Source organism: Mycobacterium sp. 852013-50091_SCH5140682, from assembly GCF_001665685.1.
Classification (GTDB): domain Bacteria; phylum Actinomycetota; class Actinomycetes; order Mycobacteriales; family Mycobacteriaceae; genus Mycobacterium.
Genome location: NZ_LZTB01000030.1, coordinates 55,940 through 81,760 on the forward strand (window position 1 = coordinate 55,940; position 25,821 = coordinate 81,760).

Annotated in this window: 24 protein-coding genes and 1 pseudogene; 10 read left to right on the forward strand and 15 right to left on the reverse strand. The window is 67.9% G+C overall.

Annotated features, from left to right (window positions below; translation table 11 throughout):
- Positions 1–68: 68 nt before the first annotated feature.
- The 3 genes from A5784_RS10480 to A5784_RS10490 are packed head-to-tail and all read right to left on the reverse strand — an operon-like array spanning position 69 to position 3,302.
- Positions 69–2,264: a heavy metal translocating P-type ATPase gene (locus A5784_RS10480; protein ID WP_064944838.1), complete on the reverse strand. Its 2,196-nt coding sequence runs from the start codon at positions 2,262–2,264 to the stop codon at positions 69–71.
- Entirely contained in the window at positions 2,261–3,091 is an 831-nt protein-coding gene (locus A5784_RS10485) for a DUF8832 domain-containing protein (protein WP_064944839.1), read from the reverse strand. Before A5784_RS10485 ends, A5784_RS10480 begins: the two co-directional genes overlap by 4 nt.
- A gap of 4 nt (positions 3,092–3,095) precedes the next feature.
- A complete protein-coding gene (locus A5784_RS10490) occupies positions 3,096–3,302 on the reverse strand; it encodes a heavy-metal-associated domain-containing protein (RefSeq protein WP_064944840.1) in 207 nt (68 codons plus the stop codon).
- Positions 3,303–3,338: 36 nt separating this feature from the next.
- Here A5784_RS10490 and A5784_RS10495 point away from each other — a divergent pair, with 36 nt between their 5' ends.
- Entirely contained in the window at positions 3,339–4,064 is a 726-nt protein-coding gene (locus A5784_RS10495) for a response regulator (protein ID WP_064944841.1), read from the forward strand.
- Entirely contained in the window at positions 4,061–5,155 is a 1,095-nt protein-coding gene (locus tag A5784_RS10500; RefSeq protein WP_082944751.1) for a HAMP domain-containing sensor histidine kinase, read from the forward strand. Before A5784_RS10495 ends, A5784_RS10500 begins: the two co-directional genes overlap by 4 nt.
- A gap of 9 nt (positions 5,156–5,164) precedes the next feature.
- Here A5784_RS10500 and A5784_RS10505 read toward each other — a convergent pair whose 3' ends face one another.
- From A5784_RS10505 to A5784_RS10525, 5 genes are all read right to left on the reverse strand, one after another.
- Complete coding sequence (locus tag A5784_RS10505; protein WP_064944869.1) at positions 5,165–5,794, reverse strand: DUF305 domain-containing protein; 630 nt, start codon at positions 5,792–5,794, stop codon at positions 5,165–5,167.
- An 80-nt stretch (positions 5,795–5,874) separates the two neighbouring features.
- Complete coding sequence (locus A5784_RS10510; protein ID WP_064944843.1) at positions 5,875–6,972, reverse strand: adenylate/guanylate cyclase domain-containing protein; 1,098 nt, start codon at positions 6,970–6,972, stop codon at positions 5,875–5,877.
- A 14-nt stretch (positions 6,973–6,986) separates the two neighbouring features.
- Positions 6,987–8,264 carry a GAF domain-containing protein gene (locus A5784_RS10515; RefSeq protein WP_064944844.1) on the reverse strand — a complete coding sequence of 426 codons (1,278 nt, stop codon included), beginning with the start codon at positions 8,262–8,264 and terminating at the stop codon, positions 6,987–6,989.
- Between the two features lie 45 nt (positions 8,265–8,309).
- Entirely contained in the window at positions 8,310–9,089 is a 780-nt protein-coding gene (locus A5784_RS10520; protein WP_064944845.1) for an acetoin reductase, read from the reverse strand.
- Positions 9,086–10,141, reverse strand: coding sequence for a 2,3-butanediol dehydrogenase (locus A5784_RS10525; protein ID WP_064944846.1), 1,056 nt, complete (start codon positions 10,139–10,141; stop codon positions 9,086–9,088). Before A5784_RS10525 ends, A5784_RS10520 begins: the two co-directional genes overlap by 4 nt.
- Positions 10,142–10,293: 152 nt before the next feature.
- Here A5784_RS10525 and A5784_RS10530 point away from each other — a divergent pair, with 152 nt between their 5' ends.
- From A5784_RS10530 to A5784_RS10540, 3 genes are all read left to right on the forward strand, one after another.
- Positions 10,294–12,123, forward strand: a complete 1,830-nt coding sequence (locus A5784_RS10530; RefSeq protein WP_064944847.1) for a flavin-containing monooxygenase — start codon at positions 10,294–10,296, stop codon at positions 12,121–12,123.
- A 75-nt stretch (positions 12,124–12,198) separates the two neighbouring features.
- Positions 12,199–12,687, forward strand: coding sequence for a DNA-deoxyinosine glycosylase (locus A5784_RS10535; RefSeq protein ID WP_156750487.1), 489 nt, complete (start codon positions 12,199–12,201; stop codon positions 12,685–12,687).
- 113 nt (positions 12,688–12,800) lie between these two features.
- A complete protein-coding gene (locus A5784_RS10540) occupies positions 12,801–13,703 on the forward strand; it encodes a sensor domain-containing protein (RefSeq protein ID WP_082944752.1) in 903 nt (300 codons plus the stop codon).
- 12 nt (positions 13,704–13,715) lie between these two features.
- Here the strand turns inward: A5784_RS10540 and A5784_RS10545 are convergent, their stop codons facing one another.
- Positions 13,716–13,979 carry a ribosomal protein L7/L12 gene (locus A5784_RS10545; protein WP_064944850.1) on the reverse strand — a complete coding sequence of 88 codons (264 nt, stop codon included), beginning with the start codon at positions 13,977–13,979 and terminating at the stop codon, positions 13,716–13,718.
- Positions 13,980–14,044: 65 nt separating this feature from the next.
- Here A5784_RS10545 and A5784_RS10550 point away from each other — a divergent pair.
- A pseudogene (locus tag A5784_RS10550) lies at positions 14,045–15,449 on the forward strand (HNH endonuclease signature motif containing protein).
- A 19-nt stretch (positions 15,450–15,468) separates the two neighbouring features.
- Here A5784_RS10550 and A5784_RS10555 read toward each other — a convergent pair.
- A complete protein-coding gene (locus tag A5784_RS10555) occupies positions 15,469–16,305 on the reverse strand; it encodes an AraC family transcriptional regulator (RefSeq protein WP_064944851.1) in 837 nt (278 codons plus the stop codon).
- A 27-nt stretch (positions 16,306–16,332) separates the two neighbouring features.
- On the opposite strand from A5784_RS10555, the gene A5784_RS10560 reads away from it, so the two are divergent.
- Positions 16,333–16,800: a VOC family protein gene (locus A5784_RS10560; protein WP_064944852.1), complete on the forward strand. Its 468-nt coding sequence runs from the start codon at positions 16,333–16,335 to the stop codon at positions 16,798–16,800.
- Between the two features lie 6 nt (positions 16,801–16,806).
- Here the strand turns inward: A5784_RS10560 and mbtM are convergent, their stop codons facing one another.
- Positions 16,807–18,384, reverse strand: a complete 1,578-nt coding sequence (mbtM, locus tag A5784_RS10565) for a long-chain-fatty acid--ACP ligase MbtM (RefSeq protein WP_064944853.1) — start codon at positions 18,382–18,384, stop codon at positions 16,807–16,809.
- 176 nt (positions 18,385–18,560) lie between these two features.
- Here mbtM and A5784_RS10570 point away from each other — a divergent pair, with 176 nt between their 5' ends.
- A complete protein-coding gene (locus A5784_RS10570; protein ID WP_064944854.1) occupies positions 18,561–18,998 on the forward strand; it encodes an HIT family protein in 438 nt (145 codons plus the stop codon).
- A 3-nt stretch (positions 18,999–19,001) separates the two neighbouring features.
- Here the strand turns inward: A5784_RS10570 and A5784_RS10575 are convergent, their stop codons facing one another.
- Both A5784_RS10575 and A5784_RS10580 read right to left on the reverse strand, forming a co-directional pair.
- Positions 19,002–20,051: an LLM class flavin-dependent oxidoreductase gene (locus A5784_RS10575; protein ID WP_064944870.1), complete on the reverse strand. Its 1,050-nt coding sequence runs from the start codon at positions 20,049–20,051 to the stop codon at positions 19,002–19,004.
- Positions 20,052–20,064: 13 nt separating this feature from the next.
- Positions 20,065–20,913, reverse strand: a complete 849-nt coding sequence (locus A5784_RS10580) for a uracil-DNA glycosylase (RefSeq protein ID WP_064944855.1) — start codon at positions 20,911–20,913, stop codon at positions 20,065–20,067.
- Positions 20,914–20,955: 42 nt separating this feature from the next.
- Here A5784_RS10580 and tap point away from each other — a divergent pair, with 42 nt between their 5' ends.
- Positions 20,956–22,194 carry a multidrug efflux MFS transporter Tap gene (gene tap / locus A5784_RS10585; RefSeq protein ID WP_064944856.1) on the forward strand — a complete coding sequence of 413 codons (1,239 nt, stop codon included), beginning with the start codon at positions 20,956–20,958 and terminating at the stop codon, positions 22,192–22,194.
- Here the strand turns inward: tap and A5784_RS37470 are convergent.
- Both A5784_RS37470 and A5784_RS10595 read right to left on the reverse strand, forming a co-directional pair.
- Positions 22,191–24,455 (reverse strand): SIR2 family protein, encoded by a 2,265-nt coding sequence (locus A5784_RS37470; protein ID WP_082944753.1) that lies wholly within the window; start codon positions 24,453–24,455, stop codon positions 22,191–22,193. The two genes, tap and A5784_RS37470, sit on opposite strands and share 4 nt — an antisense overlap.
- 12 nt (positions 24,456–24,467) lie before the next feature.
- Positions 24,468–25,382, reverse strand: a complete 915-nt coding sequence (locus A5784_RS10595) for a carbohydrate kinase family protein (RefSeq protein ID WP_064944857.1) — start codon at positions 25,380–25,382, stop codon at positions 24,468–24,470.
- 131 nt (positions 25,383–25,513) lie between these two features.
- Between A5784_RS10595 and A5784_RS10600 the strand changes: the two genes are divergently transcribed.
- On the forward strand, positions 25,514–25,821 hold a 308-nt coding region (locus A5784_RS10600), incomplete at its 3' end, for an FAD-binding oxidoreductase (protein WP_502687506.1).

The following is a 25,821-nucleotide window of genomic DNA, read 5'->3' on the forward strand; positions in this document are numbered from 1 at the left end:
CGGACTCCTTTCGTCGCGACCTGCGCGCAACTAGGAGGAAGACGCCCGGGCGCCCCGGGATGTGAGGTCTACCGAAAACGGCGCAGCCGCAGACTGTTGCTGACCACGAACACCGACGAGAACGCCATCGCGGCGCCGGCCAGCATCGGGTTGAGCAGCCCGGCCGCAGCCAGGGGCAGCGCTGCGACGTTGTACGCGAACGCCCAGAACAGGTTTCCCTTGATGGTCGCGAGCGTGCGCCGCGACAACCGGATGGCGTCCGGGGCGGCCCGCAGGTCACCGCGCACCAGGGTCAGGTCACTGGCCTCGATGGCGACGTCGGTGCCGGTTCCCATCGCGAGCCCCAGGTCGGCCTGGGCCAGTGCGGCGGCATCGTTGACGCCGTCGCCGACCATCGCGACCACGGCGCCGTCGCTCTGCAGCCGTTTGATCACGTCGACCTTGTCCTGCGGCAGCACCTCGGCATAAACCTCGTCGATGCCTACCTGTTCGGCGATGGCACGGGCGGCCGCCTGGTTGTCGCCGGTCAGCATGATCGGGGTGAGGCCGAGCCCACGCAGTTGCGCGATGGCTTCTGCGGAGGTGGGCTTGACGGCGTCGGCCACCACGAGCACGGCCCGGGCCGCACCGTCCCATCCGACCGCGACTGCGGTACGTCCTTGCGCCTCGGCATCGCGCACGGCCGCGTCGAGCGTGTCCGGCAGCGGCAGTGCCCAATCGGCCAGCAGTCGGCGCCGGCCGACCACGACGGCGTGGCCGTCGACAACGCCCTGCACACCGAGCCCGGCGACATTGCCGAAGTTCTCCACCGCGGGCAGATCGCCGACCTTGTCGCGCGCGCCTGTCGCAATTGCCTTGGCAATCGGGTGTTCCGACGCGTTTTCCAGGGCTCCGGCCAGGCGCAGCGCTTCGGCGTCGTCGACACCTTCGGCGGTGATCACGTCGAGCAGCGTCATCGCGCCGGTGGTGACGGTCCCGGTCTTGTCGAGCACGATGGTGTCGACCTTGCGGGTGGATTCCAGCACCTCGGGTCCTTTGATGAGGATGCCCAATTGCGCTCCGCGCCCTGTACCGACCAGCAGCGCGGTGGGGGTCGCCAGCCCGAGGGCGCACGGGCAGGCAATGATCAACACTGCCACGGCCGCGGTGAACGCGGCGGCCACCGAACCACCGGTGCCGATCCAGAAGCCCAGCGTGGCCACCGCCAGTGCGATGACGATCGGCACGAAGATGCCCGAAATCCGATCAGCCAACCGCTGCGCCTGCGCCTTGCCGTTCTGCGCGTCTTCGACCAGCCGGGCCATCTGCGCCAACTGGGTGTCGGAGCCGATCCGGTTGGCGCGCACCACAAGCCGGCCGCCCACGTTGACGGTGGCACCGACCACCTGATCGCCCGGGCCGACCTCGACCGGAACCGACTCGCCGGTCAGCATGGATGCGTCGACGGCCGACGAGCCCTCGGCAACCACACCGTCGGTCGCGATCTTCTCCCCCGGCCGCACCACGAACTCGTCGCCGACCCTCAGGTCATCGATCGGAATCCGTTGTTCGACACCGTTTCTGCGCACCTCGACATCCTTCGCGCCCAGCTCGAGCAACGCGCGCAGCGCCGCTCCCGCACGGCGTTTGGACCTGGCCTCGAAGTAGCGCCCGGCCAGGATGAACGTGGTGACGCCGGCGGCGACCTCGAGATAGATGTTTCCGGTGCCGTCGGTGCGAGAGATGGTCAGCGCGAACGGGTGCGTCATGCCCGCCACCCCGGCGGTGCCGAAGAACAGCGCGTAGAGCGACCACCCGAACGCGGCGAGCGTGCCCATCGAGATCAGCGTGTCCATGGTGGCCGTGCCGTGCCGCAGATTGACCCACGCGGCGCGGTGGAACGGCCAGGCTCCCCACACCACGACGGGTGCGGCCAGGGTCAGCGACAGCCACTGCCAGTTGGTGAATTGCAGGGCAGGCACCATGGCCATCGCGATGACCGGTACGGCCAGCACGGCCGAGATGATCAGCCGGGTCCTCAGCGATGCCGTCGGATCATCGTTCCCAGCAACAGTTTCCGGCTCCGGCGTCGGCACGTGCGCGGTATATCCCGCGTCCTCCACCACCTTGATCAGCGTCTCCGCCGGAACATCACCGTCGACGTGGGCCTTCTCGGTCGCGTAGTTCACGGTCGCGGTGACGCCGTCGAGCTTGTTCAGCTTCTTCTCGATGCGTGTGGCACACGAGGCGCAGGTCATACCGTCGATCTGCAGTTCCACGCTCATCTCGCCCTCACAGTGAACTCGGCGGTGTGCACCTTGTCTTGGTGCTTGAAATCCAGGTACAGCCGATAGGACCCGGCGCTGGGAAACTCGGTGTGGAACCGGATCTCGGGTCCGGCGGGCGTGACGCCGTCGCCGGGTTCGCCCATCGGATGCACGTGCAGGTACGCCAGATCCTCGGCGCGCAGCGCAACTAGATGCCCGTAGGCACCGAGGTAGGGCTGCAGGTCGGTGACGGGCGCGCCGTTGCGGGTGACCGAGAGCGTCAGCTCCGAGGCGGCTCCGGCCGTCGGCTCGCCCGACAGTGCGACGGTGTAGCCGTCGACGCTCGCCGTGGTGGAAACCGGCGGCAGCGGTTGCGGGTCGTAGCGCCCGGCGACGTGCAGGTCCGCACCGAGCGTCACCGATTCCCCACCTGCGGGGACGAAGTCGGCGAACACCCGGTACACACCGGCGGTGCTCAGATTCAGCGGGACACTCCAGGTTCCTGCGCTGTCACGCACCGGGTGCACGTGCTGATACGCGGTGAAGTCGCGACGCGCGACGATGAGATGAAGTTCTTTGTCGTGACTGACGGCGTAGTCGGTCACCGGTGCGCCGGACGGGTCCCTGATGAGGAACCGCAGCGGCACCTGAGGACCCGCCGCGGCGAGCGACTGCTCCAGTTGCAGGGTGTAGCGGTTCTCGCCGGACGGCCCGGCAGGCTCCGCATGCTCGGCGTGCCCTGCGGGTGCGCCGGCGGGTCCGAAGACAGCGCCGATCCCGAACGCAGCGGCGAACACCACCGCGAGCGCGGCGGCGAATGCGGCGATCTTCGTGGCGGCGCTCATCGACTCAGCTCGCGACCTGATAGCCGGCCTCGGCGACGGCGGCATTGATGGCGTCCGTGTCGACGGCCGCATCGCTTTCGATCGTGACCAGGCCGGTCTGCAGGTCGACGTCGACGCCGGTGACCCCCGGGATTCCGCCGACCTCTTCCCGCACAGAGGAGACGCAATGTCCGCAGGTCATGCCGGTGACAGTGATGGTCTGGATGCTCATGACTCATACTATACCCCCCTAGGGTATGAAAGGGGGATGCTCGTGCACCATGAAGTGGTGGACCCAACACCGGCCGGCTACCGCGCCCTGGTCGTCGACGACGAAACCGCTCTGGCAGGCGTTGTCGCCAGCTACCTCGAGCGCGAGCAGTTCGAGGTCAGTCTCGCGCACACGGGACCCGAGGCGCTGGCCCTCGCCCGCGAGGTGGATCCCGACGTCGTGATCCTCGACCTGGGCCTGCCGGGGATCGACGGCATCGAGGTGTGCCGCCGACTGCGCACCTTCTCCGACGCCTACGTGGTGATGCTCACCGCCCGCGACACCGAGCTCGACACGATCGTCGGGCTGTCCGTCGGGGCCGACGACTATCTGACCAAGCCGTTCAGCCCGCGCGAGCTGGTCGCCCGGGTCCGCGCGATGCTGCGCCGGCCGCGCAGCACCACCGCGACCGCCGAGAACGATCGGGTGTTCGGACCGCTGCGCATCGACGTTGCGGGACGCCAGGTGTCGATCGCCGACGAGCCGATCGTGCTGACCCGCACCGAGTTCGACGTGCTCGCCGCACTCTCGGCGCATCCGGGCGTGGTCTTGAGCAGGCGCCAGTTGCTCGAAAAAGTCTGGGAGCCAGGATATGTCGGTAGCGAACACCTCGTCGACGTCCATATCGGTCACCTGCGCCGCAAGCTCGGCGACGACCCGGGCGATCCACGGTATGTGATTACGGTCCGCGGGGTCGGATACCGGATGGGCACCGGCCGGTGAGCCGCCAGCGCCCCGGGCTCGGCGCTCGGCTGCTGTTCGCGCAGGCCCTGGTGCTGGCTGCGGCGGCAGGCACCACCGGAGTGGTCGCGGCCGTCGTGGGGCCGCCGCTGTTCCGCGAACATCTGCACCGGGCCGGGGTTTCCGGCGATTCGGCCCAGCAGATGCACGCCGAGCAGGCCTACGTGTACGCGACGGTCATCTCGGTAGGCGTCGCAGTGTGCGTGGCGGCGCTGGCCGCCCTGGTGGTCACCTGGTACGTCAGCAGGCGGCTGCAGCGCTCGGTCACCGACGTCGCCACCGCGGCCACCGCAATCGCCGACGGCCGCTACGATTCGCGGGTGCCACCGGCCCACCTCGGTGACGAATTCGACGCCCTGGCAGAGTCTTTCAACGCGATGGCCGGCCGCCTGCAGGCCGTCGACACCAGCCGCCGCAGGCTGTTCGGCGACCTGGCGCATGAGATCCGCACTCCCGTATCGGTTTTGGAGGCCTACGTCGAAGCGGTCGAGGACGGGGTGCGCACCCTCGATGCCGACACGGTGGCCGTGCTGCGGCAGCAGACCCGTCGGCTGGTGCGATTCTCCGATGACGCCGCCGCGCTCGCGCAGGCCGAAGAAGGCCAGGCCACCATCGAACCCGTCGTGGTGTCGGTCGCGGAACTCGTGGCGGCCGCGGTGGCCGCTGCCGCGGATCGGTTCGCCACCAAGGGCGTCACCCTGCACGCCGACGCCGACGCGTCGCTGCCGCACCTGTGGGCGGATCCGGACCGCCTCGGCCAGGTGCTCGGCAACCTGCTCGACAATGCCCTGCGCCACACCCCGGCGGGCGGACGCGTCGAAATCGCCGCGAGCGCAACAGCATCCACGGTCACACTCACCGTGACCGACAGCGGCGATGGCATCGCCGCCGAGCACCTTGCGCACGTCTTCGAGCGCTTCTACCGCGCCGACACGGCACGCGACCGCGACCGCGGCGGTTCCGGCATCGGCCTGTCCATCGCAAAGGCCTTCGTCGAAGCCCACCACGGTCGCATCAGCGTCAGCAGTTCCGGTGCAGGCACGCGGTTTACCGTGACCCTGCCTGCCGGTTAGTCAGCGCGCTCAGAGCGTGCCGAGGATGGCGCGCATGGTGTCGATCTCCTGCTGCTGCGTGGTCACGATGGCATGGGCCAGCTTGACCGCGTCCGGGTACTGACCATCTTTGATTTCGTCCTGCGCCATGGTGATCGCACCCTCGTGGTGGGCGATCATCTGGGTCAGGTACAGCTTGGCGGCCTCGACGCCCTGGGCATCGCGCAGCGCGTTCATATCGGCGTCGGACATCATCCCCTGCATGGGCACCCCGGACATGCCGGGCATTCCGCCGTGCCCCATGTCGCCCGACGGCATCGGCGGCATCGACGGGTTGCCCCACGCGGTGAGCCAACCCTGCATCTGCTGGATCTCCGGTGCCTGCGCAGCCTTGATCTGGGTGGCCAGGTCGGTGACGCGCTTGTCGATGCCCTGCTTGGCCAGCAGCATGTCGCTCATCTCCACGGCCTGCTGGTGATGCGGAATCATGTGCTGGGCGAACATGACATCAGCATCGTTGTGTGAGCTGGGCGCCTGCGCTGCCGCGGAGGTGCTCGTCGTGGGACTGCTGGTTGCCGGGGTATTCGAAGAATTGGTACAGCCCGCCGCGATCGCAACGGTCGCGAGCGCGGCGGCCCCTATCGCCATGGTTCGTTTCATGTCCACACCTGCAGCCTGCCCCGGATCGATATGGCAGGCCTAGTCGTTCTGTGAAGATTCGATAAAGCTCGTCCGCGCGGTCAGGCAGGCCGTGCGCGGAACAGTTTCACCTCACCCTTGATGCCCTTGAGGCGTCGCGCACCGGCGAAAGACCAGGTGAACCGCTCATTCTCGCCGATCGCCTCGCGGGTGGATTCCGCCACCAACACGCTGCCCGGCCGCGCCGCGCCGGTGACTCGGCTGGCCAGGTTGACCGGACTGCCGAACCAGTCGCCGGCCCGGCTCACCGCGAGCCCGGTGGCCAGGCCCACCCGCAGCCGCGGGAAATCCTCGTCGGTCTCGGTGGCCGCCACCAGCGCCAGGGCCGCGTCCAGCAGGGCGGCAGGGTCGGGGCTGACCAACATGACCGCATCGCCGATGGTCTTGATCAGCCGCACCGGTCCCACTGCGACCTCGCGCGCGGCGTCAGCGAGCCGATTGGCCAACCGCTCGAGGTCCTCGGGAGGCACCACCTCACCCAGCCGCGTGAACCCCACCAGATCGGCGAAGGCCACGCTGACCACCCGGGCACCGGGCAGCGGCACTCCCTCGGCCCGCTCGGAAGCGTTGACCGCCTCAGTCTCCAGTGCGTGGCGCAACTGGACGAACAGCATGTCCTGGATCATCGGCCCGATCAGCGGTGCCACCTCGGCCACCAACTGCTCAGACGCCTGCGCGATCTGCAGCTCGGTGGCCCCGGGAGTCAGCACCGCCGCCAACGCCGCGTAGCGCATCACCTCGGCGGCCCGGCTCAGGCCCTCGGCAAGCACGCGCGTGATCAGCACGACCTGGTCGGGCTCGACACCCAGGTCGATGAAGCGCTGGGCGAGAGCCACGACCTCGGCGTCGGCCCGCGGCAGCACCACGGCGTCGGGATCGTCGACCGACTGCAACCCCATGGCCCGCTGCAGACGTTGCAGCAGCTCGAGATCGATACCGACCTGATCGCTGATCTCCCGCGCCGACACATACTGACCGTCGTCCCCGAGAATCCGGCGCGGAGCCAGCAGCGCCGGAGCGATCTCGTGGCGAATCTGCTCGACGGTGATTCCCCGGTCCAGCAGCCACGGGATCAACTCGGCACGTTCGGCGCGGGCTTCGCCTTCCAGACCATCGAGCAAACCGTCGTCTGACACCACGCCAAAGTATCGCGTCAGGGGATGGCGCGGACCGCTCGCACCGCCGGGGCCGTCGACGCGGTCAGCAGCGTCGTCATGTCCTGCGGGTAGCGGACGTCGACCAGCACCGAATCGGCGAACCGATACGGCTTGCCCGACAGCAGGCCGACGAACTGCTTGCGCAACCGGGACATCTCAGCGCGCACCGTCACCACGCGAGAGCCGTCACCGTAGAGATCCGCGGCGAGCTCCTGCGCCGACCGGCCCTGCGGACAGGTGGCCAACACGAAAAGGATCTCGGCGTGCCTGCTGGAGATGCTGCGGCGCCAGTTGCCGAACTGCCCCACCATTTCCAGCGACGGTTCACTGTCGCGCAGATCGAGGGTGACCCGCGCCGGCGCCGGAGCCGGTTCGGCGTCGTCGGCAACCCGGAGCAGCCAGCCACCCGGCAGCGACTCCACGTCGCACATACCAAGCGGGGGTATCCACACCCGCCCCGGCAGGCCGTCCTCGGGCAACAACACCCGATTGTGCAGGGGCAGGGAATCCACCGCGGCCACCCAGCCGTCGGTGTCGACGGCCAGCGCCGGGCTGCGCATCCGCGCCAGGATCGGCGCCGACACCGTGCGCAGCCGGTTGAGCGTGCGCTCGTGCACCTCACGCAGTTGGGACTCGGCCAGCCGAGCGACCAGGTCGACCAGCGCCACCGTGGTCGGATGCACGGTGGGAGCCGGCCCGGACACATCGACGATTCCGATCACCTGACCGGTACGTGGATCGCGGATCGGCGCACCGGCGCAGGTCCACGGGTGGTGGCTGCGCAGGAAGTGCTCGGCCGAGAAGATCTGCACCGCGGAATGTGAGACGAGGGCCGTACCAATTCCGTTGGTACCCACCGCATTTTCGCTCCAGCACGCCCCCTCGATGAAGCCGAGGCGGTCGGCGAGGGCAAGCACCCGAGGTGAACCCGACCGCCACAGCACGCGGCCACGCGCGTCGGCGATCACCAGGATGTTGTCGCCCTCCTGGATCACCGATTCGAGACCACGCGTGACGTCGCCGAGCACCCCGACCAACCCGGACGAGTGACGCAGCAGCTCCAGCCCGGTCTCGATGCGCGGCGGATTGTGCTCCTCAGGGTTGATTCCCTTGGCCCGCAGCCGGTTCCAGGAGTCCTCGATGATCGAGCGGGGCCGGGCCGGTGCCCGGTCCCCCGACATCGTGGCGTCGTAGACCGCCGTCAGCAACCGCGCATAACGACGCGGGTCCTCACCGGGAGCGACCGCGGGCTCGGGTATCGACGATCCGGACATCGCCTGCAATTGTGCTCCCCGTCACATCGACGCGCTACGACCGCCCTACCGATAGACCAGTCCGCCGTCGATGAGGCCCGCCTGCCCGGTCATGTAATCAGCGTCGGGCCCGGCCAGATACGCCACGAACCCGGCGACATCCTCGGGAGTTTCCGGCCGCCCCAGAGCGATGCCGCCCGCGTACCTCTGGAACGTCTCCCCCTCTGCAGCACCCGTGAGCTCGGCGAATCTCTTGTCGATCTCCACCCACATGTCCGTGCCCACGATGCCCGGGCAGTACGCGTTCACCGTGATTCCCGCCGACGCGTACTCCTTGGCGGCAGCCTGGGTGAGCCCCCGCACCGCGAACTTCGACGCGCTGTAGACGCCGAGCATCGCGAATCCGTCGTGACCGGCGATCGACGAGGCGTTGATGATCTTGCCGGGCCGGCCCAACTCGATGAACTTGGCAGCGGCGGCCTGGATGCCCCACAGCACACCGTCGACGTTGATGGACCACACCCGGGCCACGTCCGCGGGCGTGACATCGGCGATCGGGCCTACCAGGGCGATGCCTGCGTTGTTGACCATCACGTCGAATCCGCCGAGCGCCGTGGCGGCGTGGTCCACCGCCGCGTACACGGCGTCACGGTCACTCACGTCGGCAACGAATGTCGTTGCCTTGCTCCCGATTTCGGTGACCTCGTCGGCCACCTCGGCGATGGCGTCGCCTACCACGTCGACCAACGCGATGTCGGCGCCCTCCCGCGCGAGCCGCAACGCGATGCCCCGGCCGATACCGCGGCCCGCTCCGGTGACAAGTGCCACCTTGCCCTGCAATGTCATGCTGATTCTCCACTCGGGTCGACGAGCACCTTCATCTTCTTACCGGCGTGCAGGGCTTCGAACCCCTCGTCGATGACGTCGTCGATGGCGATGGGCGTGACCCAGCCTTTCGTGTCGTACACCCCCTGCGCCATGAGCTCGATGACCGCCTCGAAGTCGGCCGACGTGTAGCACAGCGACCCCTGGATGCGCGATTCGTTCATCACGAGGTTGAGCAGTGGCGTGGGCAGCGGCTTCTCGTAGATGGCGACGCTGATCGTCGGCTTGCGTGCGCCCACGCAGGCGGTGGCGGCCGCGATGGCAGGCGCCACACCAGCGGCGTCGAAGGCTGCGTCGGCGCCCCGCCCGTCGGTGACCTCTGCGATGAAGGCAGGCACGTCGGTGGTCGTCGGGTCCAGAGTCTTGGCGCCGAGCGCCTCGATGGCGGCCCGCCGCGTCGGCGACGGTTCGGCGACGAACACCGATTCCAGGCCCTTGCCGCGCAGCGCGAACCACAGCCCGATGCCGATCGGCCCGGCGCCGAAGACCACCGCGGTGTGCATCGGTCCCACCTCACCGAGGGTGGCGGCGTGGTAGGCCACCGACATCGGCTCCACGAGCGCACCCAGCTCAAGCGACACGTTGTCGGGCAGGCGGTGCAGCATGTTGACGGGAACCACGGTGTACTCGGCCATGCCGCCGTCGGACATCAGGCCGTGGAAGCCGATCTGCTGACAAATGTTGTAGTTCCCCGCCCGGCATGGGCTGCAGTGCCCGCAGCGGTAAATCGGCTCGATCGCCACCCGGTCGCCCGGCGCGAAGTCCGTGACGCCCGGGCCGATCTCGGTGATGGTCCCGGAGAACTCGTGGCCCATGGTCAGGGGCAGCTGCTGCCCGGTGAGCGGATGCGGCTCGGTCGGCACGAAGATCGGCCCCGCATAGTATTCATGCAGGTCAGTGCCGCAGATGCCGTTGAAGCCGACCTTGATCTTGACGGTCCCTTCGGTCGGTCGGGGCTCGGGCACATCGGCGATCTCGACCTTGTTCGGTCCGTAATACACGGCTGCTTTCATGGTGGACGTTTCTAGGCCAGCAGCCGGGTGCACCGTAAGGGTTGCAACAGGTTGCGTTCTCTTTTGTGTTCATTTGCGCCCGCAACCGTCGGGCAGGCTGCAACCCCGTGCAACCCTTGTCGCGGTCGTTGACACCGTGTGGGCTGACTCACATGACACAGACCACCGCAGCACCGCTGGCCACACTGTCACCGCAGGAACGGGTGGACGCCTGGCTGGCTGACTTCGAGTCCGCACTGGCCGAGCGGGACATCGACCGCGTCGTGGGCAAGTTCGCCACCGACAGCTTCTGGCGCGACCTCGTCGCGTTCACCTGGAACCTCAAGACCGTCGAGGGTCGTCACGGCATCTCCGGCATGTTGACCGAGCGCCTGGACGACACCGCTCCGTCCGGGTTCCGCACTGCGGAGGCTCCCACCGAGGACCTCGACGGCGAGCACGTCATCACGTCGGCGTTCATCGAGTTCGAGACCGCCGTCGGCCGCGGTAAGGGTCATCTGCGGCTGCGCGACGACGAGGGCTGGACTCTGCTGACCACCCTGCAGGAGCTCAAGGGCCACGAGGAGCGCAAGGGCGCGACCCGGGTGCTCGGCGCCGTGCACGGCTCCGACCCGGACCGGCGTTCGTGGGCCGAGAAGCGTCTCGACGAGGAGCTGACCCTGGGCTACACCGAGCAGCCCTACATCGTGGTGATCGGCGGCGGCCAGGGCGGTATCGCGCTGGGCGCCCGGCTGCGCCAGCTCGGCGTGCCCGCCATCGTCGTCGACCAGCACGAACGCCCCGGCGACCAGTGGCGCAAGCGCTACAAGTCGCTGTGCCTGCACGATCCGGTGTGGTACGACCATCTGCCGTACCTGCCGTTCCCCGCCAACTGGCCGGTGTTCGCGCCGAAGGACAAGATCGGCGACTGGCTCGAGTTCTACACCCGCGTCATGGAGGTGCCGTACTGGAGTTCGACGACGTGCCTGTCGGCCTCCTACGACGAAGCCGAGCAGCGCTGGACGGTCGAGGTGAACCGCAACGGCGAGCCCGTGACGCTGCGGCCGGTGCACCTGGTGCTGGCGACGGGCATGTCGGGCAAGCCCAGCATCCCGACCCTGCCCGGCCAGGAAGTGTTCCGCGGCGATCAGCACCACTCAAGCCATCACCCGGGCCCCGACCAGTACGTCGGCAAGCGCGCAGTGGTGATCGGGTCGAACAACTCCGCACACGACATCTGCAAGGCGCTCTACGAGAACGACGTGGATGTCACCATGGTGCAGCGCAGCTCGACGCACATCGTCAAGTCCGAGTCGCTGATGGATCTGGGCCTCGGTGACCTCTACTCGGAGCGTGCCGTCGCCGCGGGCATGACAACCGAGAAGGCAGACCTGACGTTCGCGTCCCTGCCCTACCGCATCATGGCCGACTTCCAGCGACCGATCTACGACGCAATTCGGCGGCGCGACAAGGACTTCTACTCGCGCCTGGAGGCCGCCGGTTTCGAGCTGGACTTCGGTGACGACGACTCCGGGCTGTTCATGAAGTACCTGCGCCGCGGCTCGGGTTACTACATCGACGTGGGCGCATCGGACCTGATCGCCGACGGCAGCGTGAAGCTGGCCCACGGCCAGGTCGACCGTCTGACCGAGGACTCGGTGATCCTGGCCGACGGTACCGAACTGCCCGCCGACGTCGTCGTCTACGCCACCGGCTTCGGTTCGATGAACGGCTGGGCCGCCGACCTGATCGGCCAGGACGTCGCCGACAAGGTCGGCAAGGTCTGGGGCCTCGGTTCGGACACCGCCAAGGACCCCGGGCCGTGGGAGGGCGAGCAGCGCAACATGTGGAAGCCCACCCAGCAGGAGAATCTCTGGTTCCACGGCGGCAATCTGCACCAGTCGCGGCACTACTCGCTGTATCTGGCGTTGCAGCTCAAGGCCCGTTATGAAGGGCTGGCGACGCCCGTGTACGGACTGCAGGAGGTCCATCACCTCAGCTGAGACCACACGACATGGCGCCCCGAACGTGAATTCCCCACTCCGTTCGGGGCGCCCGCGTGTGGTTGAGTGCCTGTGGTGAGTGAGCTTCTGCACGGGCTGGCGCCCATCGTCGGCAAACAGCCACGCCTGCTCATTCTCGGAAACATGCCGAGTGTCATGTCGCTGGCCGCCGGCCAGTACTACGGCAATCCGCGTAACGCGTTCTGGCGGATCACCGCCGAGGTATTCGGATTCGACGCGGCCGCACCCTACGACGAGCGGGTGTGCGCGCTGGTGCAGCACGGGATCGCGGTGTGGGATGTCCTGCGATCGTGTCGCCGGGTGGGCAGCCTCGATTCCGCCGTCGAGCCAGACAGCATGGTGCCCAACGACTTCGGATCGTTCTTCGACGATCACCGCGACATCGCCCGGGTGCTGTTCAACGGCGCGGCCGCCGAGACCAACTACCGCCGCCTCGTCGGTGTGGACACTTCGCCGCCCAGCGTCCGGCTGCCGTCCACCAGCCCCGCGCACACCATGGCTTACGCCGACAAGCTGCTTGCGTGGCGAGCTGCCCTGTTGTGACGGATTGCCGTCAGGCATCCGCAGGCTGACCCATTACGCTTCAGCTACCGGGGGGCGATCACGGCGCGTTGTCCACCGCCACCAGCTCCCCCAGGCTTTCCGAAGGAACCACGATGACGTTTCCGCCAGCAGACCCCTGGCCGTCCGCCCAGAACTGGGGTTCACCGCAGCCGATGCCCGGCCAGCCCTGGGCACCCGGTGGCGGTTACGCGGCTCCCCCGCCGCCACCCGCCCCGCCGCGCCGCAGCCGCTCGCGCCTGATCATCACCGTTCTCGCGGTGGTGTTCGTGGTCGTGATGCTGATCGTCGCGTTGGTGTTGTGGTTGCTCGGCGGCTCCGACGAGGAGCGGATCGTCAAAGAGTCCGCGCTGGCAGGCGTGCTGCTGACCAAGGCCGAGGCGGGCACCGTTCTGGGGACCAGCCCGCTGGAGCCCGACGCCGATTACGGCGGAGCCGTCGAAAGCAATTGGGACACCAGCGAACCCGACCCGTGCAACTTTGTCCTTGCCGCCGAGCGCGAGCACGCCAACAGCGGATCGACGGCAGTGCGCAGGCAAAACCTCAGGTCCACAGATGCCGACGCCGACAAGGGTCAGGATTTCAGTCTCACGCAGGCCGTCGTCGCCTTTCCCGATGCTGACGCCGCGAAGCAGTTCGTCGACACCACCAAGGGCAAGTGGCAGCAGTGCGTCGGCAAGACGTTCCAGGTGACCATGACGTCCGACAATCCGCCCACCACCGACAACTGGCGCAACGGCGATGTTTCCGAGAGCGACGGCGTCGTGCTGTGGTCGATCACCAAGATCGGTTCCGACGCCGGCGGCTGGACGTGTCATGACGGACTGTCCGCGCGGGACAACGTGGTGGTCGAGGTCGGCCTGTGCGACGACAAGTCCGATCCGCAGTTCGTCGGGCAGCTCGTCTCGAAGATCGGCGAGAAGATCGACAAGGCCGCGCAGACCCAGCGCTCCTCACACCGTCACTTCCACTGGTTCCACCACACCAGGCGGCACTGAGGCTCGGCCTGGTCAGGCCATTCGATCGACGATGTCCTTGGCTTCCTTGAGGCCGAGGCCCGTCTCGTCCCTGAGCAGTTTGATCGCTGCGATCTTGTTGCCCTGCAACGCCAACTGGTGCACCATCGGGCTGGCCATCAGCTCGCCGGGCTGACCGGGTGTCGGCGCCGCGGGTCGGCCCGTGCCCGCCGCCGCCCGCTCCAGGTACGCGACCCGCCGTTCCAGATCCTCGATGCGGCGCCGCAGATCGTCGTCGGAACTTCCGAACAATGCCATCGGGCAAGTGTGGCACGGGATATGGGCGTCGGGACGTGTCGGTGCTGGGTGGCATAATCGCACGTATGTTCGAGCTGACTGACGCCGACCTGATCGACGGGTTGAGCACTCAGCACGAGCCGAGGCCGGGGCCATCGCCCGCCGGCTAGCACTGATCGGCGAACTCGACACCCGCCGGGAACAAGACCTGGCCGAAACCATCTTCTGGCGCACCGACCCGTTCGACGAGGTCGCCGCCGAAGTATCCGCAGCATTGGCCATCAGCCGACCCCGCGCCGGCGCCCAAATCCGGTACGCGCGCGCCCTGCGCGACAAACTGCCGCAGGTCGCGGCGGTTTTCGCCACCGGCGCCATCGACTACCGGGTGGTGCGCACCATCATCGCCCGCACCGCCACCGTCGACACCGCGGTGATCACCGACCTCGACGCCGCCCTGGCCCGCCACGCGCCCAAATGGATGCGCCTGTCCGACCCCAAACTGCAGGACCGCGTCGACCTGTGGGTGGCCAAATACGACCCCGACGGCGTCCGCGTACCCCCAGCGCCGAAGAAGCCCACCACATCACCGTCGAAGCCACCACCCCCGGCGAAGCAGTCATCTGGGGCACCGTCAACGCCGCCGACGGCGCCGCCTTCGACCAACGCCTCGACGCCCTGGCCGCCACCGTGTGCGACAACGACCCCCGCACCCACCAACAACGCCGCTCCGCCGCCCTCGGGCCCCTGTCGCGGCTAGAAGCGCAACTGCCGTGCCGATGCGGCACTGCGGACTGCCCCGCCGCCGCGCAGCGTGCTGCCGCCGACGCCGCGGTCGTGCATGTCCTGGCCGAGCAAGCCACCGTCGACGGCACCTCCGATGCGCCGGGATACCTGCCCGGGTTCGGGATCCAGCCCGCCGAGTCGGTCCGGGAATTGGCCGCCTCCGGGCGCACCACACCCGTGGCGGTGCCCACCGAAACCCCCGGATACCGCCCCTCAGCAGCGTTGCGCGACTTCGTGCGGTGGCGAGATCTGACCTGCCGCTGGCCCGGCTGTGACGCCCCCGCCGCCGCCACCGACATCGATCACACCGTGCCCTACCCCTACGGGGCGACCCACCCGTCGAACCTCAAGCTCTACTGCCGGCATCACCATCTGATCAAAACGTTCCGCCCCGGCTGGAGCGATCGTCAACTCCCCGACGGCACCGTGCTGCTCACCGCCCCCACCGGACACACCTACCGCACCCAACCCCACGGCGCGGCCCTGTTCCCCACCCTGGCCCAACCCACCGGGCAGATCACCGTGGCCACCCCCGCCGAACCCAGCGCCTACCGCTCCCTGATGATGCCCACCCGCACCCAAACCCGCGAACACGACCGCCGCGACCGCATCGCCGCCGAACGCCGCCACCGCGCCGCCCTCAACACCGAACAACAACGCCAACACCAAGCCTGGCTCGCCACCAACTACCAACCACCACCCTTCTAAACGCAGTGGTCATCTAGCGTCAGCCACCGAACCGGCTGGCGTATTCTCCGGGCGTCCAGCCCAGCATGGCGCGGAAATCGTTGCTGAAATGCGCCTGGTCATACCAGCCGAGGCGCACGGCCAGATCAGCGAAGTCCACCCCGGGCGTACTTTCGATCTCCAGCGCCGCCTGCTGCAGGCGATAGCGACACAACACCCACTTGGCGGGCACACCGACATACCGCCGGAACACCCGCTGGGTTGTGCGCGTGCTCCAGGGTGCATGAGCCATCACCTGTTCCACGCGGTGCAGTGTCGCGTCTTCCCGCATCCGGTCCAGTAACGGCGTCAACGCCCTATACGTCGCGTCCAACTCGGCCGTGCACGCACCGATAGCCGCATCGAGCGCAGTCCCCGCAGCTGCCACATCGTCATCGAGAACTATTGGCCTCCCGAATAATTCGTCATCGACCGGCACAACCCGCCCGGTCAAGTCACCCGCGTCCCTACCGAAGCGCGCGGTGAACCCGCCAGGGTGGAATCGAGCGCCCACCACCGTGCCGCGCTCACTGATCGTGGTGCGGAAGACCTGCGGCACCACGCCGTGCACCAAGGTGTTGGGCAACGAAAACCCATGGCGGACATCGTCGTCCCCCCATTCTCGGGTGATGTGCATGGCCGGAAAGGTGATGACGGTGCTCTCGAAGGGCCCGTCGTCGCGCCGATCCCAGCTGACCGACCAGAGGTGCTCGACGAACCGGGCAGCGTCCGGCGACGGCGCCCAGCGGTGCAGATCGAACACCGAGCCGGTACCGGCCCGGCCGACAACGCCGCGCACCGGCGCGTTCGGTTCTGGCGCGTTTCTCCAAGCACCCATCGCACCCAGGCTACGAAACTGGGCGACATGACTGTGAAACCGATTCCCGACGGCTATACGAGCCTCACCCCGTTCCTCTGCCTGGACGGTGCCGCGGACGCCATCGATTTCTACGTATCGGTGTTCGGCGCCACGCTGGTGAGCAGGATGGACGGCCCCGACGGCACCGTCGCGCATGCCGAACTGGACTTCGGCAACGGGCGGCTACAACTGGGCGACCCGCAGGACGCGTATCAACTTGCCGCGCCCGACAAGAACGCCTACGCCACCGGTTCGATCGCGTTCTACTGCGCCGACGCCGACGCAGTGACGGAACGTGCCGTGGCGGCCGGGGCCACCGTCCGCGAGCCGATCCAGACGTTCGTCACCGGCGACCGATTCGCGTCGATCATCGACCCGTTCGGTCAACGCTGGAGCGTGATGACCCGCGTCGAGGATCTCTCACCGGAGGAACAGGAACGCCGCCTCAACGATTGGGCGGCCGCCAACAGCTGACGCCTGCTACACCCAGTCGGCCACCAGCGTCCGTTTGACCTCGAAGCGCCGCAGCTTGCCCGACGACGTGCGAGGCAGCGCACCGGGTTTGACGAACACGACATCGGCGGGCACCACGCCACAGCCGGAGGCCACCTGCTGGATCACCCGGGTGCGCGCGCCCGCCTCGTCGGGCCCGCGGAACTCGGCGGCGATCACGAGGCTGGGACGGATCGAGCCTTCCCCGACCCCGACGGCCACCACCGCGCCCTCCCGGACGCCGGGCACCTGGGCCGCGACCTGCTCGACCTCGGCGGGAAACACGTTGCGGCCGGCCACGGTGATGATCTCCTTGGCCCGGCCGCACACCACCAGCCCACCGTCGACGAAGTAACCCAGATCGCCTGTGTGGAACCATTCCTCGGCGCCCAAGGTTTCGCCGCCGAGATAGCCCGACATCATCGACGTGCCCCGGATGACGACCTCGCCGACCTCGCGGTCGGTTACTTCCACCGCGGCGGCTTCGTGTGGCTCGATGCGCACCTCCATACCGGCGACGGGCCCACCCAGCACCACGTGCCGACGTGGCGAGGTCCCAGCTTCGGTGCGAAACACGGTCTCGTCCACCAGCATTCCAACTCCTGGGGCGGGAACGGTTACCGCACAGGTGGATTCAGCCAAACCATACGACGGCGCCAAAGCATTGGCAGAGAATCCGAACCTGGCCATCTCCACCGCGAAGCGTTCGGTCAGCTCACAGTCGACGGGTTCTCCGCCGTTGAGGGCGAAGCGAAGTGACGACAAGTCGATGCCGGTGACGCGGCGGGCGTACTTGCCGATCATGCCGTATGCCATGTTCGGCGCGGCGGTGCAGGTGGCCCGGCTCTCGGTGAGCCAGTTCAGCCAGCGGAACGGCGACGACTGGAACGCCGAGGTCGGTGCCTGCCAGACCTCCACGCCGGCCACCGCGCCCGACATCAGAAAACTCAGACCCATGTCGTGATAGAGCGGCAGCCACGAGCATCCCACCGTGTCCGCGGTGACACCGGTTCGCTCGTTGATGCCGGTCAGGTTGGCCAGCATCGCGGCGGGCGAAATCTGCACGGTCCGTGGCAAACCCGTCGAGCCCGCGGTGCCCTGCAGGACCGCGAACGGGGCGTCCCCGTCGGGCGCGGCAAAGGTTGTGGACCGCTGGGCGTGCGCGAGCCCGACGAGATCGACGATCTGCAGGTTGTCGGCTACCTCGGTCAAGCGTTCCAGATAGCTGCCCTGGCTCAGCACGCGTTGCACGCCGATGCCGCGGAACCGATTCAACGTGTTGTGCGCCCACTGTGCGGCTTCGGCGCCGCGAACCGGCCCCGGCAAGATCGACACCGCCGTCCCGGCCAAAATCGAGCCGATGATCGCCGAGACCAACTCCGCGGTGGGTTCACCGACCAGCCCGACGCGCGTCACCCCGTCGTCGAGCAACCGCTCGGCCGTGTTCTCAGCACGAGCGAGAACCTCGGGCCACGGGTAACGCGTCCACTCCCCATCTTCGAGCAGCACGAGATTCGCGGCGCTGGTTCCGAGTCGGACCGTCAGAGTGGCAGCCAGAGGATTCATCGGGCAACCTCCACGCGAGCTACTAGATCGTTGCTGGACCTCCGATGTAGCGCATATTTGACGCCCCCGCAGGCCATACGGTGAAGGTACTCGTTCTTTGCCGAAAAGTGGCTCTCCCGACGGGCGGTGAACCGGACGCCTTCGGCTGCCCTTTCGGCCCCGGATAACGTGGCGGTATGTCATGCGTGTTCTGTGCCATCGTCGCCGGTGAGGCCCCGGCCGTCCGCATCTACGAAGACGACGACTACCTCGGCATCCTCGATATCCGGCCGTTCACGCCGGGCCACACCCTGGTGATCCCGAAGAGGCACACCGTCGACCTCACCGACACGCCTCCGGAGACCCTCGCCGGGATGGCCGTCGTCGGTCAGCGCATTGCCCGGGCCGCACGTGAATCGGGGCTTCACGCAGACGGCACCAACATCGCCATCAACGACGGCAAGGCCGCCTTCCAGAGCGTGTTCCACATCCATCTGCACGTGGTGCCGCGGCGCGACGGCGACAAGCTGGCGTTCGCCAAGGGCATGCTGCTGCGCCGAGACCCGGATCGCGAGGGGTCGGCCCGCCTGCTGCGTGCGGCGCTGGCGCAGCTCGACGAGTCTGCGCAGGAGTGACCGCTAGAAAAGCTCTTTCGCCAGCAGTTCCAGGGTGGTGTCACGGGCCGTCGCGGTGGCCGGATCGGCGCCCCGCCGCGCTGAGGCGACCGGGTTGACCATCACCTCGTCGACCCCGAACTCCTCGGCCAGTGCCCGTACCTGATCGGCGGCCTCGGTCGGCGATCCCACGACGGCGCGGAGCAGACCGGACGCCACCACGGCCTCGGCCTGCGGGGTCAGCGTTGTGGCCTGCGCGTCCTCCACGAGATCGAGCGGGCCAAGCGGCTGCCCCGTGCGCAACCGCCCCATCATCTGCAGTTGCGGCAGCAGCAAAGCCTTTGCCTCATCGCTGGTTTCGGCCACCACGGCGTTGACGGTCAGGAAGGTCAGCGGTTCGGCGGCCACGTCGCTGGGCTGGAATTCGTCGCGGTAGATCTCCAGCGCATCGGCGGTGCCCTGCCCCGAGAAGTGGTGGGCGAACACGTACGGCAGCCCCTTGGCGGCAGCCAGGTGCGCGGAGTACATCGAGGACCCCAACAACCACATCCGCGGTTGGCTGGCCGCGGCAGGCGTCGCCTTGAGGACGTAGTTCTCGCGCAGCAGGTCCCTCGGCAACGGCACCCGCACGCCGCGGGTGCCCATAAGCGCCATCACGTCGTCGAGGTACTGCGGGAAGGCCTCGATGTCGCGATCATCACGACCGGCGGCTCCGCGCAGGGCCAGCGACGTCACGGGATCTGAGCCCGGCGCACGGCCGATGCCGAGGTCGATGCGACCGGGATGGGCGGCCTCAAGGAGCGCGAACTGTTCGGCCACCGCCAGCGGCGCGTGGTTGGGCAGCATCACGCCGCCTGAGCCCAGGCGCAGCTGAGACGTGTGGGCCGCCAGATGCGCGATCAGCACCGGCGGGCTGGTGGCCGCCACCGCGGCCATGTTGTGGTGTTCGGCGACCCAGTACCGGGTGTAGCCGAGCCGGTCGGCGGTCTGCGCGAGGTGCGTCGTGGCGGTCAGGGCATCGGCAGTGGTCTGATCGGTGCGCACCGGGACGAGGTCGAGGACAGAAAGCCGCATGACAGCCACAACGTCACGGCCGGTCGGGTTCGTTCCCGTGTGCGATGCGGCGCGCGGTCACGAAGATGTCGTCGAGCATCGCCGCGGTGAGCCGGCCGGTGAAGGTGTTCTGCTGGCTCGGGTGGAAGCAGCCCAGCAGCGTCACCTCCCCGAAGGCGCCGGTCAGCGTGGCGGTGACGCCGTGGCCGAACTTGGGCGCCGGGCGCTGCGCCGAGCCGACCATGTCCAACGCCGAACGCCACGCGAAGCCACCGAGCGCGACGATCACGCGCACGCTCCCCCCGACCAGTCGCCATTCGGCGTCCAGCCAGGGCGCACAGGTGGCGCGCTCGGCCGGGGTCGGCGCGTTGCCCGGTGGGGCGCAGCGCACGGCCGCGGCCATCCGGGCGTCGATCAACTGCAGGCCGTCGGCCGCGTCGACGCTCTCGGCCTGGTTCGCCAGACCCACGCGGTGCAGGGCCGCGAACAGAAAGTCCCCGGACCGGTCGCCGGTGAAGACCCGGCCGGTCCGGTTGGCGCCGTGTGCGGCCGGAGCCAGTCCCACGATCAGGATGCGCGGATGCTCCGCACCCAGCCCGGTCGCGGGTCTACCCCAGTACGGCTCATCGGCGAAGGACTTTCGTTTGACCACGGCGACCTCTTCGCGCCACGCCACCAGCCGCGGGCAGGCCCGGCACACCGAAACCCGCGCGTCGAGTTCGCCGACGGAGTCGGCACCGGCGGCCAGGCGCCGCACGCGTGGCGCGGTCCGGGCCACCGGGGTGTCAGGGTCGGCGGGATCGCCGGGCCAACCCGCGCCGGGCGGCACCGGTGAGTCGAACAGGTTCCCGGTCCGGGGATGAGGCAGTTGAGCCCGCTGCACCCGTCCACTGTGCCCCACGATGTTAGATTCGCCGCGATAGCCATGACCGAGACCAAGCGCGGCCCACTGCTGTTGATCCTGTCCGCCGCCTTGATGGCAGGCGCAGGCAACGGTATCTCGATGGTGGCGTTTCCCTGGTTGGTGTTGCAGCGCAACGGATCTGCGCTCGACGCAGCGATCGTCGCGATGGCCGCGACACTGCCGCTGCTGGCCGCGACGCTGATCGCCGGGGCAGCCGTGGACTACCTCGGCCGGCGGCGCGTGTCGATGCTCTCCGACGTGCTCTCGGGGCTCTCGGTCGCGACGGTGCCGGTGCTGGCCCTGGTGTTCGGCGTGCAGGTGATCAACGTCGTGGTACTCGCTGTGCTGGCCGCCTTCGGTGCGTTCTTCGACCCGGCAGGCATGACCGCACGCCAGACCATGTTGCCCGAGGCCGCCGAACAGGCCGGCTGGAGCCTGGACCACGCCAACAGTGTGTACGAGGCCGCGTTCAACCTGGCCTACATCGTCGGCCCCGGCATCGGCGGTTTGCTCATCGCCGCGATCGGCGGAATCAACACCATGTGGGTGACAGCCGCGACGTTCGCCTGCTCGCTGGCAGCCATCGCGGTATTGCGACTGGAGGGCGCGGGCAGGCCCGACCGGGAGGCGTTGCCCGACGGAGTGTGGTCGGGCATCGTCGAAGGCCTGCGATTCGTCTGGCACACACCGGTGCTGCGCACCCTGGCGATCATCGACCTGGTCGCCACCGGGTTGTACATGCCGATGGAGAGCGTGCTGTTCCCCAAGTACTTCACCGACCGCAACCAGCCCGCCGAACTGGGTTGGGTATTGATGGCCATGAGCATCGGCGGTTTGGTGGGCGCCCTCGGGTACGCCGTGGTGTCGAAATATCTGAGCCGACGCGCCACCATGCTCACCGCCGTGATCACGCTCGGCGTGGCGATGACGGTGGTCGCGTTCCTGCCGCCGCTGCCGCTGATCCTGACGATGTGCGCGATCGTGGGCCTGGTCTACGGGCCGATCGCGCCGATCGCCAACTACGTCATGCAGACGCGCGCTCCGGCGCACCTGCGGGGCCGGGTGGTCGGCGTGATGGGGTCGCTGGCCTACGCCGCGGGTCCGTTGGGCCTGGTGGTCGCCGGTCCGATGGCCGACCGGGCCGGTCTGCACGCCACGTTCCTCGCCCTGGCTCTGCCGATGCTGCTACTCGGCGTGGTCGCAGTCTTCCTACCTGCCCTGCGGCAATTGGATCGCACCGAACCGGGTGCGGCCGCTTAAGCCTGCAGCCTGGTCCGAAGCTCGGGCAGTATCTGTTCACGGATGATCGGCGATAGATCGTGTTCGTCGTCGGAATCGAGATCGAACCAGACGATGTCGGCGATCTCGGCTCTCGCAGAGGGCACCCCGTCCAGAACGCCGTCGAAGGCGTGGATCTCCAGTTCCACCCCCGGCTCAAACGCTGCCCGGCTGGTAAATACGTCCCAGAATCCGACATCTGACGCCACCACACCGAGCTCCTCCTTGAGCTCGCGGTCCAGCGCCTCCGCAGGGGTCTCCCCCGATTCGATGGTCCCGCCGGGCAGGATCAACAAATCTCGGCCGCGCTTGCGCAGCAACAACAGTCGTCGACCGTCGACCGCCACCAGACCGGCCTTCACGATCCGTCCGGCACCGAGACGCTGAAGCGCTTCCGCCAGTGCCCACACCCCGTACATCCACACGAAGGTGAATACCTCGGTGCCAGCGTGGTCCCCACCGTCCCGTGTGGAAGCCGCGTCGGAGTCGGCGACCTGCCGCAGCACCACTGCAAGGGCTCGGCCGAACACGTCCCAGGCCTGCTCCGGACGCTCGTCGAGCCACGCCATGGCTCCGAGTGCGACCGCCGCCGCGGTCGGGTGGTGCCAGGACCGCCAAGCCCCGTGGCCCCCTTTCTTGATGTGCTCGAACGCCTCGTGCTCGCTCTGGAAGTTGTTACGTCGATTGGTCAGCTGCTTGAGCGCGAGATCCACCAGGCGGTGATCACGTTCCTCGGCCAGTCCTCGTGCTGCCAACTGCCCGACGAACCACAGCGCCCAGCCGGCCGCGGCTGCACTCGCGGCGGTCCTGCCGAGCGTGTGCCCGATCTGCTGGTTGATCAGCAGCTGGTCACGGAACTGGATCCAGGTGTCCCGGGGGAATGCATCCAGATTCAGAAGGGCGCCAAAGGCCATCAGCGACGGGACGACGGCGACCCTGGTGTCATCGGTGAACCTCGCCCAACCAGGTTCGTCGGGGCGTGCCGCTCCGAGCAACCAGTCTCGCCCGTCCGCAAGGACCTGGGGGATCTCGTCTTTCAGTGCCGCCCACTGCGCCAGCGCCAACAGGCAGAGGGCATGGGTGTGGGTGTTGACCTCACCGATCGTGACGCTGAGGAATCCACCGTCGTCGCCCTGCATGCCCACCAGCCAGTCCACCTCGTCGGCTGGTTCATAACCCTGGCCCAGCACGTATTTGGTTGCCGCCAAGGCGATCAGCCCTTCGGCGGTGTTGGCCGCCCGCGGCGTTCCGTCCGGCGAGAGGCCCCAGTGTGTGGGCATGGCAAGCAGCCGCTGCAACCCTTCTCGGCAGATATCCCGCTGCTCCGGGATCAGCAGGTCGGGATACTCGCGTAACAACGCCGGGTAGTCGGCCGGGCCTCGCCGTGCCGGGGAATCCGCTTCTGCATCAGCGAGGTTGACGAACCATTGTGCGACCGTGCGCAATACCGGTCGATGGCCGTCCTTGGCGACGTCGTACGGCGCGATGTCGATACCGTAGTTATCCTCCAGCCGGGCCCGCAGATCCGGCGTCACGGTGTCGGGAAGCAGGGCCACGTGACGCGGACCGCGTTCCTTGAAATCGCGGCTCAACAGGTCCAGAACGGTCAGGATGTCGTTGTCTCCCAATCCGTATCCCAGGAAGACCAACTCATAATTGAAGAACAGCGAATAGAGAAAGCGGGACAGCGGCTCGTTGCTCTTGATCTGCTCGTAGTCGGACGTGCTCAGCACAAATTTGCGGCGGTCCGCGTCACCGTGCAGCTTGAACAGAAACGGCTTGCGCTCGCCGATGGTCGCCAGGCGAGCCCGGTCATCGGAGAGCAACGCGTCCAGTGGTCTGCGAAAGTGCTTGGCGTAGGCCGACTCCAGCGCGGAATCGTAGTTGGTGGTGATGAAACCGGCGCAGGGCAACCGGACCAGATAGTCGTACACGCCGAGATCAGCCGGTAGCTCTCCACCGAAGATCTCGTACAACCGCTCGTCGACGCGGTGCCCCATCTTCTGGCGCAGATACTCACCGCAGCTCAGGTAGTCGTAGGTGGTGAGCAACCCGCGCGCCACAACCGCCTGCTCCACGGACAATCGCTTGACGCTCAGACCGTATTCGATGAGGTTCTCGATCATCTCGACCCAGGACGGGAAGCCGAGCGGCCGCGACATTCCCGCCCCGATGAAGAAGACGACCGGCCGCTCGGCCTTGCGCAGGTGGGCCTCGACGCGGGTGATGTCAGGATGCTCCATGATGTGCCTTATTCATGTGTAGTAACGCATTTCGGGGTCGGGGATCTCGGTCGGCCGCATCGGGCCTGCGGCATTGCGATATCGCAAGACGCCGTCGGCTCGGGAGCGACCGAAAGACTGTGCCGTGGCCATGGCCACCTTCAGGGCCGCGGGCAGATCCTCGCCCTGGATAACCGCGGCGGCCAGCGCACCGAACGCGACGTCGCCGGCGCCGAGCCAACGTCCGCCCGAAGCCGGCGGAATCTTCTGCGCCAGGTACCAGTCCGCCGATGCCGGGGCCAAGAGCGCACCCCGATCGGCGAGCGTGACCAACGCCGCGCCTCCGGGCGCCGCCAGGGTGCGCGCCACCCGGGCGATGGAGTCGTCGTCCCGGTCGCTCAACTGTTGACCGGTGGCGATCCGCAGCTCCTCGAGGTTCAGCCCGACAAAAGTGGGGCGCGGATTCAGTCGGCTGACGACCGGAGCACTCAGCGATGCGCTGGTCAATAACCAACTGGCGACCTTGTTGCGGGCGGCTTGCGTGGTGGCCGCCTGCAGAACCGCATGATCGAAGTCGGTACCGATCATCGTCGGCGTGCTCACGATCTGCCCGATGATGTCGGGTGTCACCGCAGAGTAGGCACCGCCGGCATCGAACGACTCCGAAATGAGTGACCCGCTGCCGTCGACGAGAGCCCGGCACACTGGCAAAGATTGCGGCGGAGCAATGGTGTTCCACTCGATGGCGGCAGTGGCCAGGACGTTCGCGAAATAGTCGGAGACGGCCCCATGATAGCTGGGCGAGAAGAATTCAACGGCGCATCCGGACATCGCCGCGGTCAGTGCGGCATGTAGGCACGTGCCGCCGAAACCGATGGCCCGGTCGCGGTCTCCGTCGCAGGTGACAATGTCGAGCACCGCAGACCCGAAGACAGCAAGCTCGTGCACAGATCCTCCCCGAGCCGTGTCTGAACTACGTGCCGACGACCTCACAAAACTGCAGGTCCGGACGAATCTAGCGGACTCTGGACACCGATGATGGATTTCACCGCGACCCGGCTCGCTCGTAGCATCAAGCCGTGACCCACACCGCACTGCCTGAGCTGATCTCCGCCCTTCCCGCAGGAGTCGTCGTCACCGACCCGGACATCCTGGCTTCCTACCGGCAGGATCGCGCCGCCGATCCGGGTGCGGGCACACCCCTGGCGGTGGTGCGGCCGACCCGCACCGAGGAGGTCCAGCAGGTGCTGCGGTGGGCCACCGCGCACAAGGTGGCGGTGGTGCCGCGCCTGTCTCTTATACACATCTCCGAGCCCACGAGACTACGCTGCATCTGGTATGCCGTCGTGTGCTTGAAAAAAAAAAGGGGGGGGGGGGGGGGGGGGGG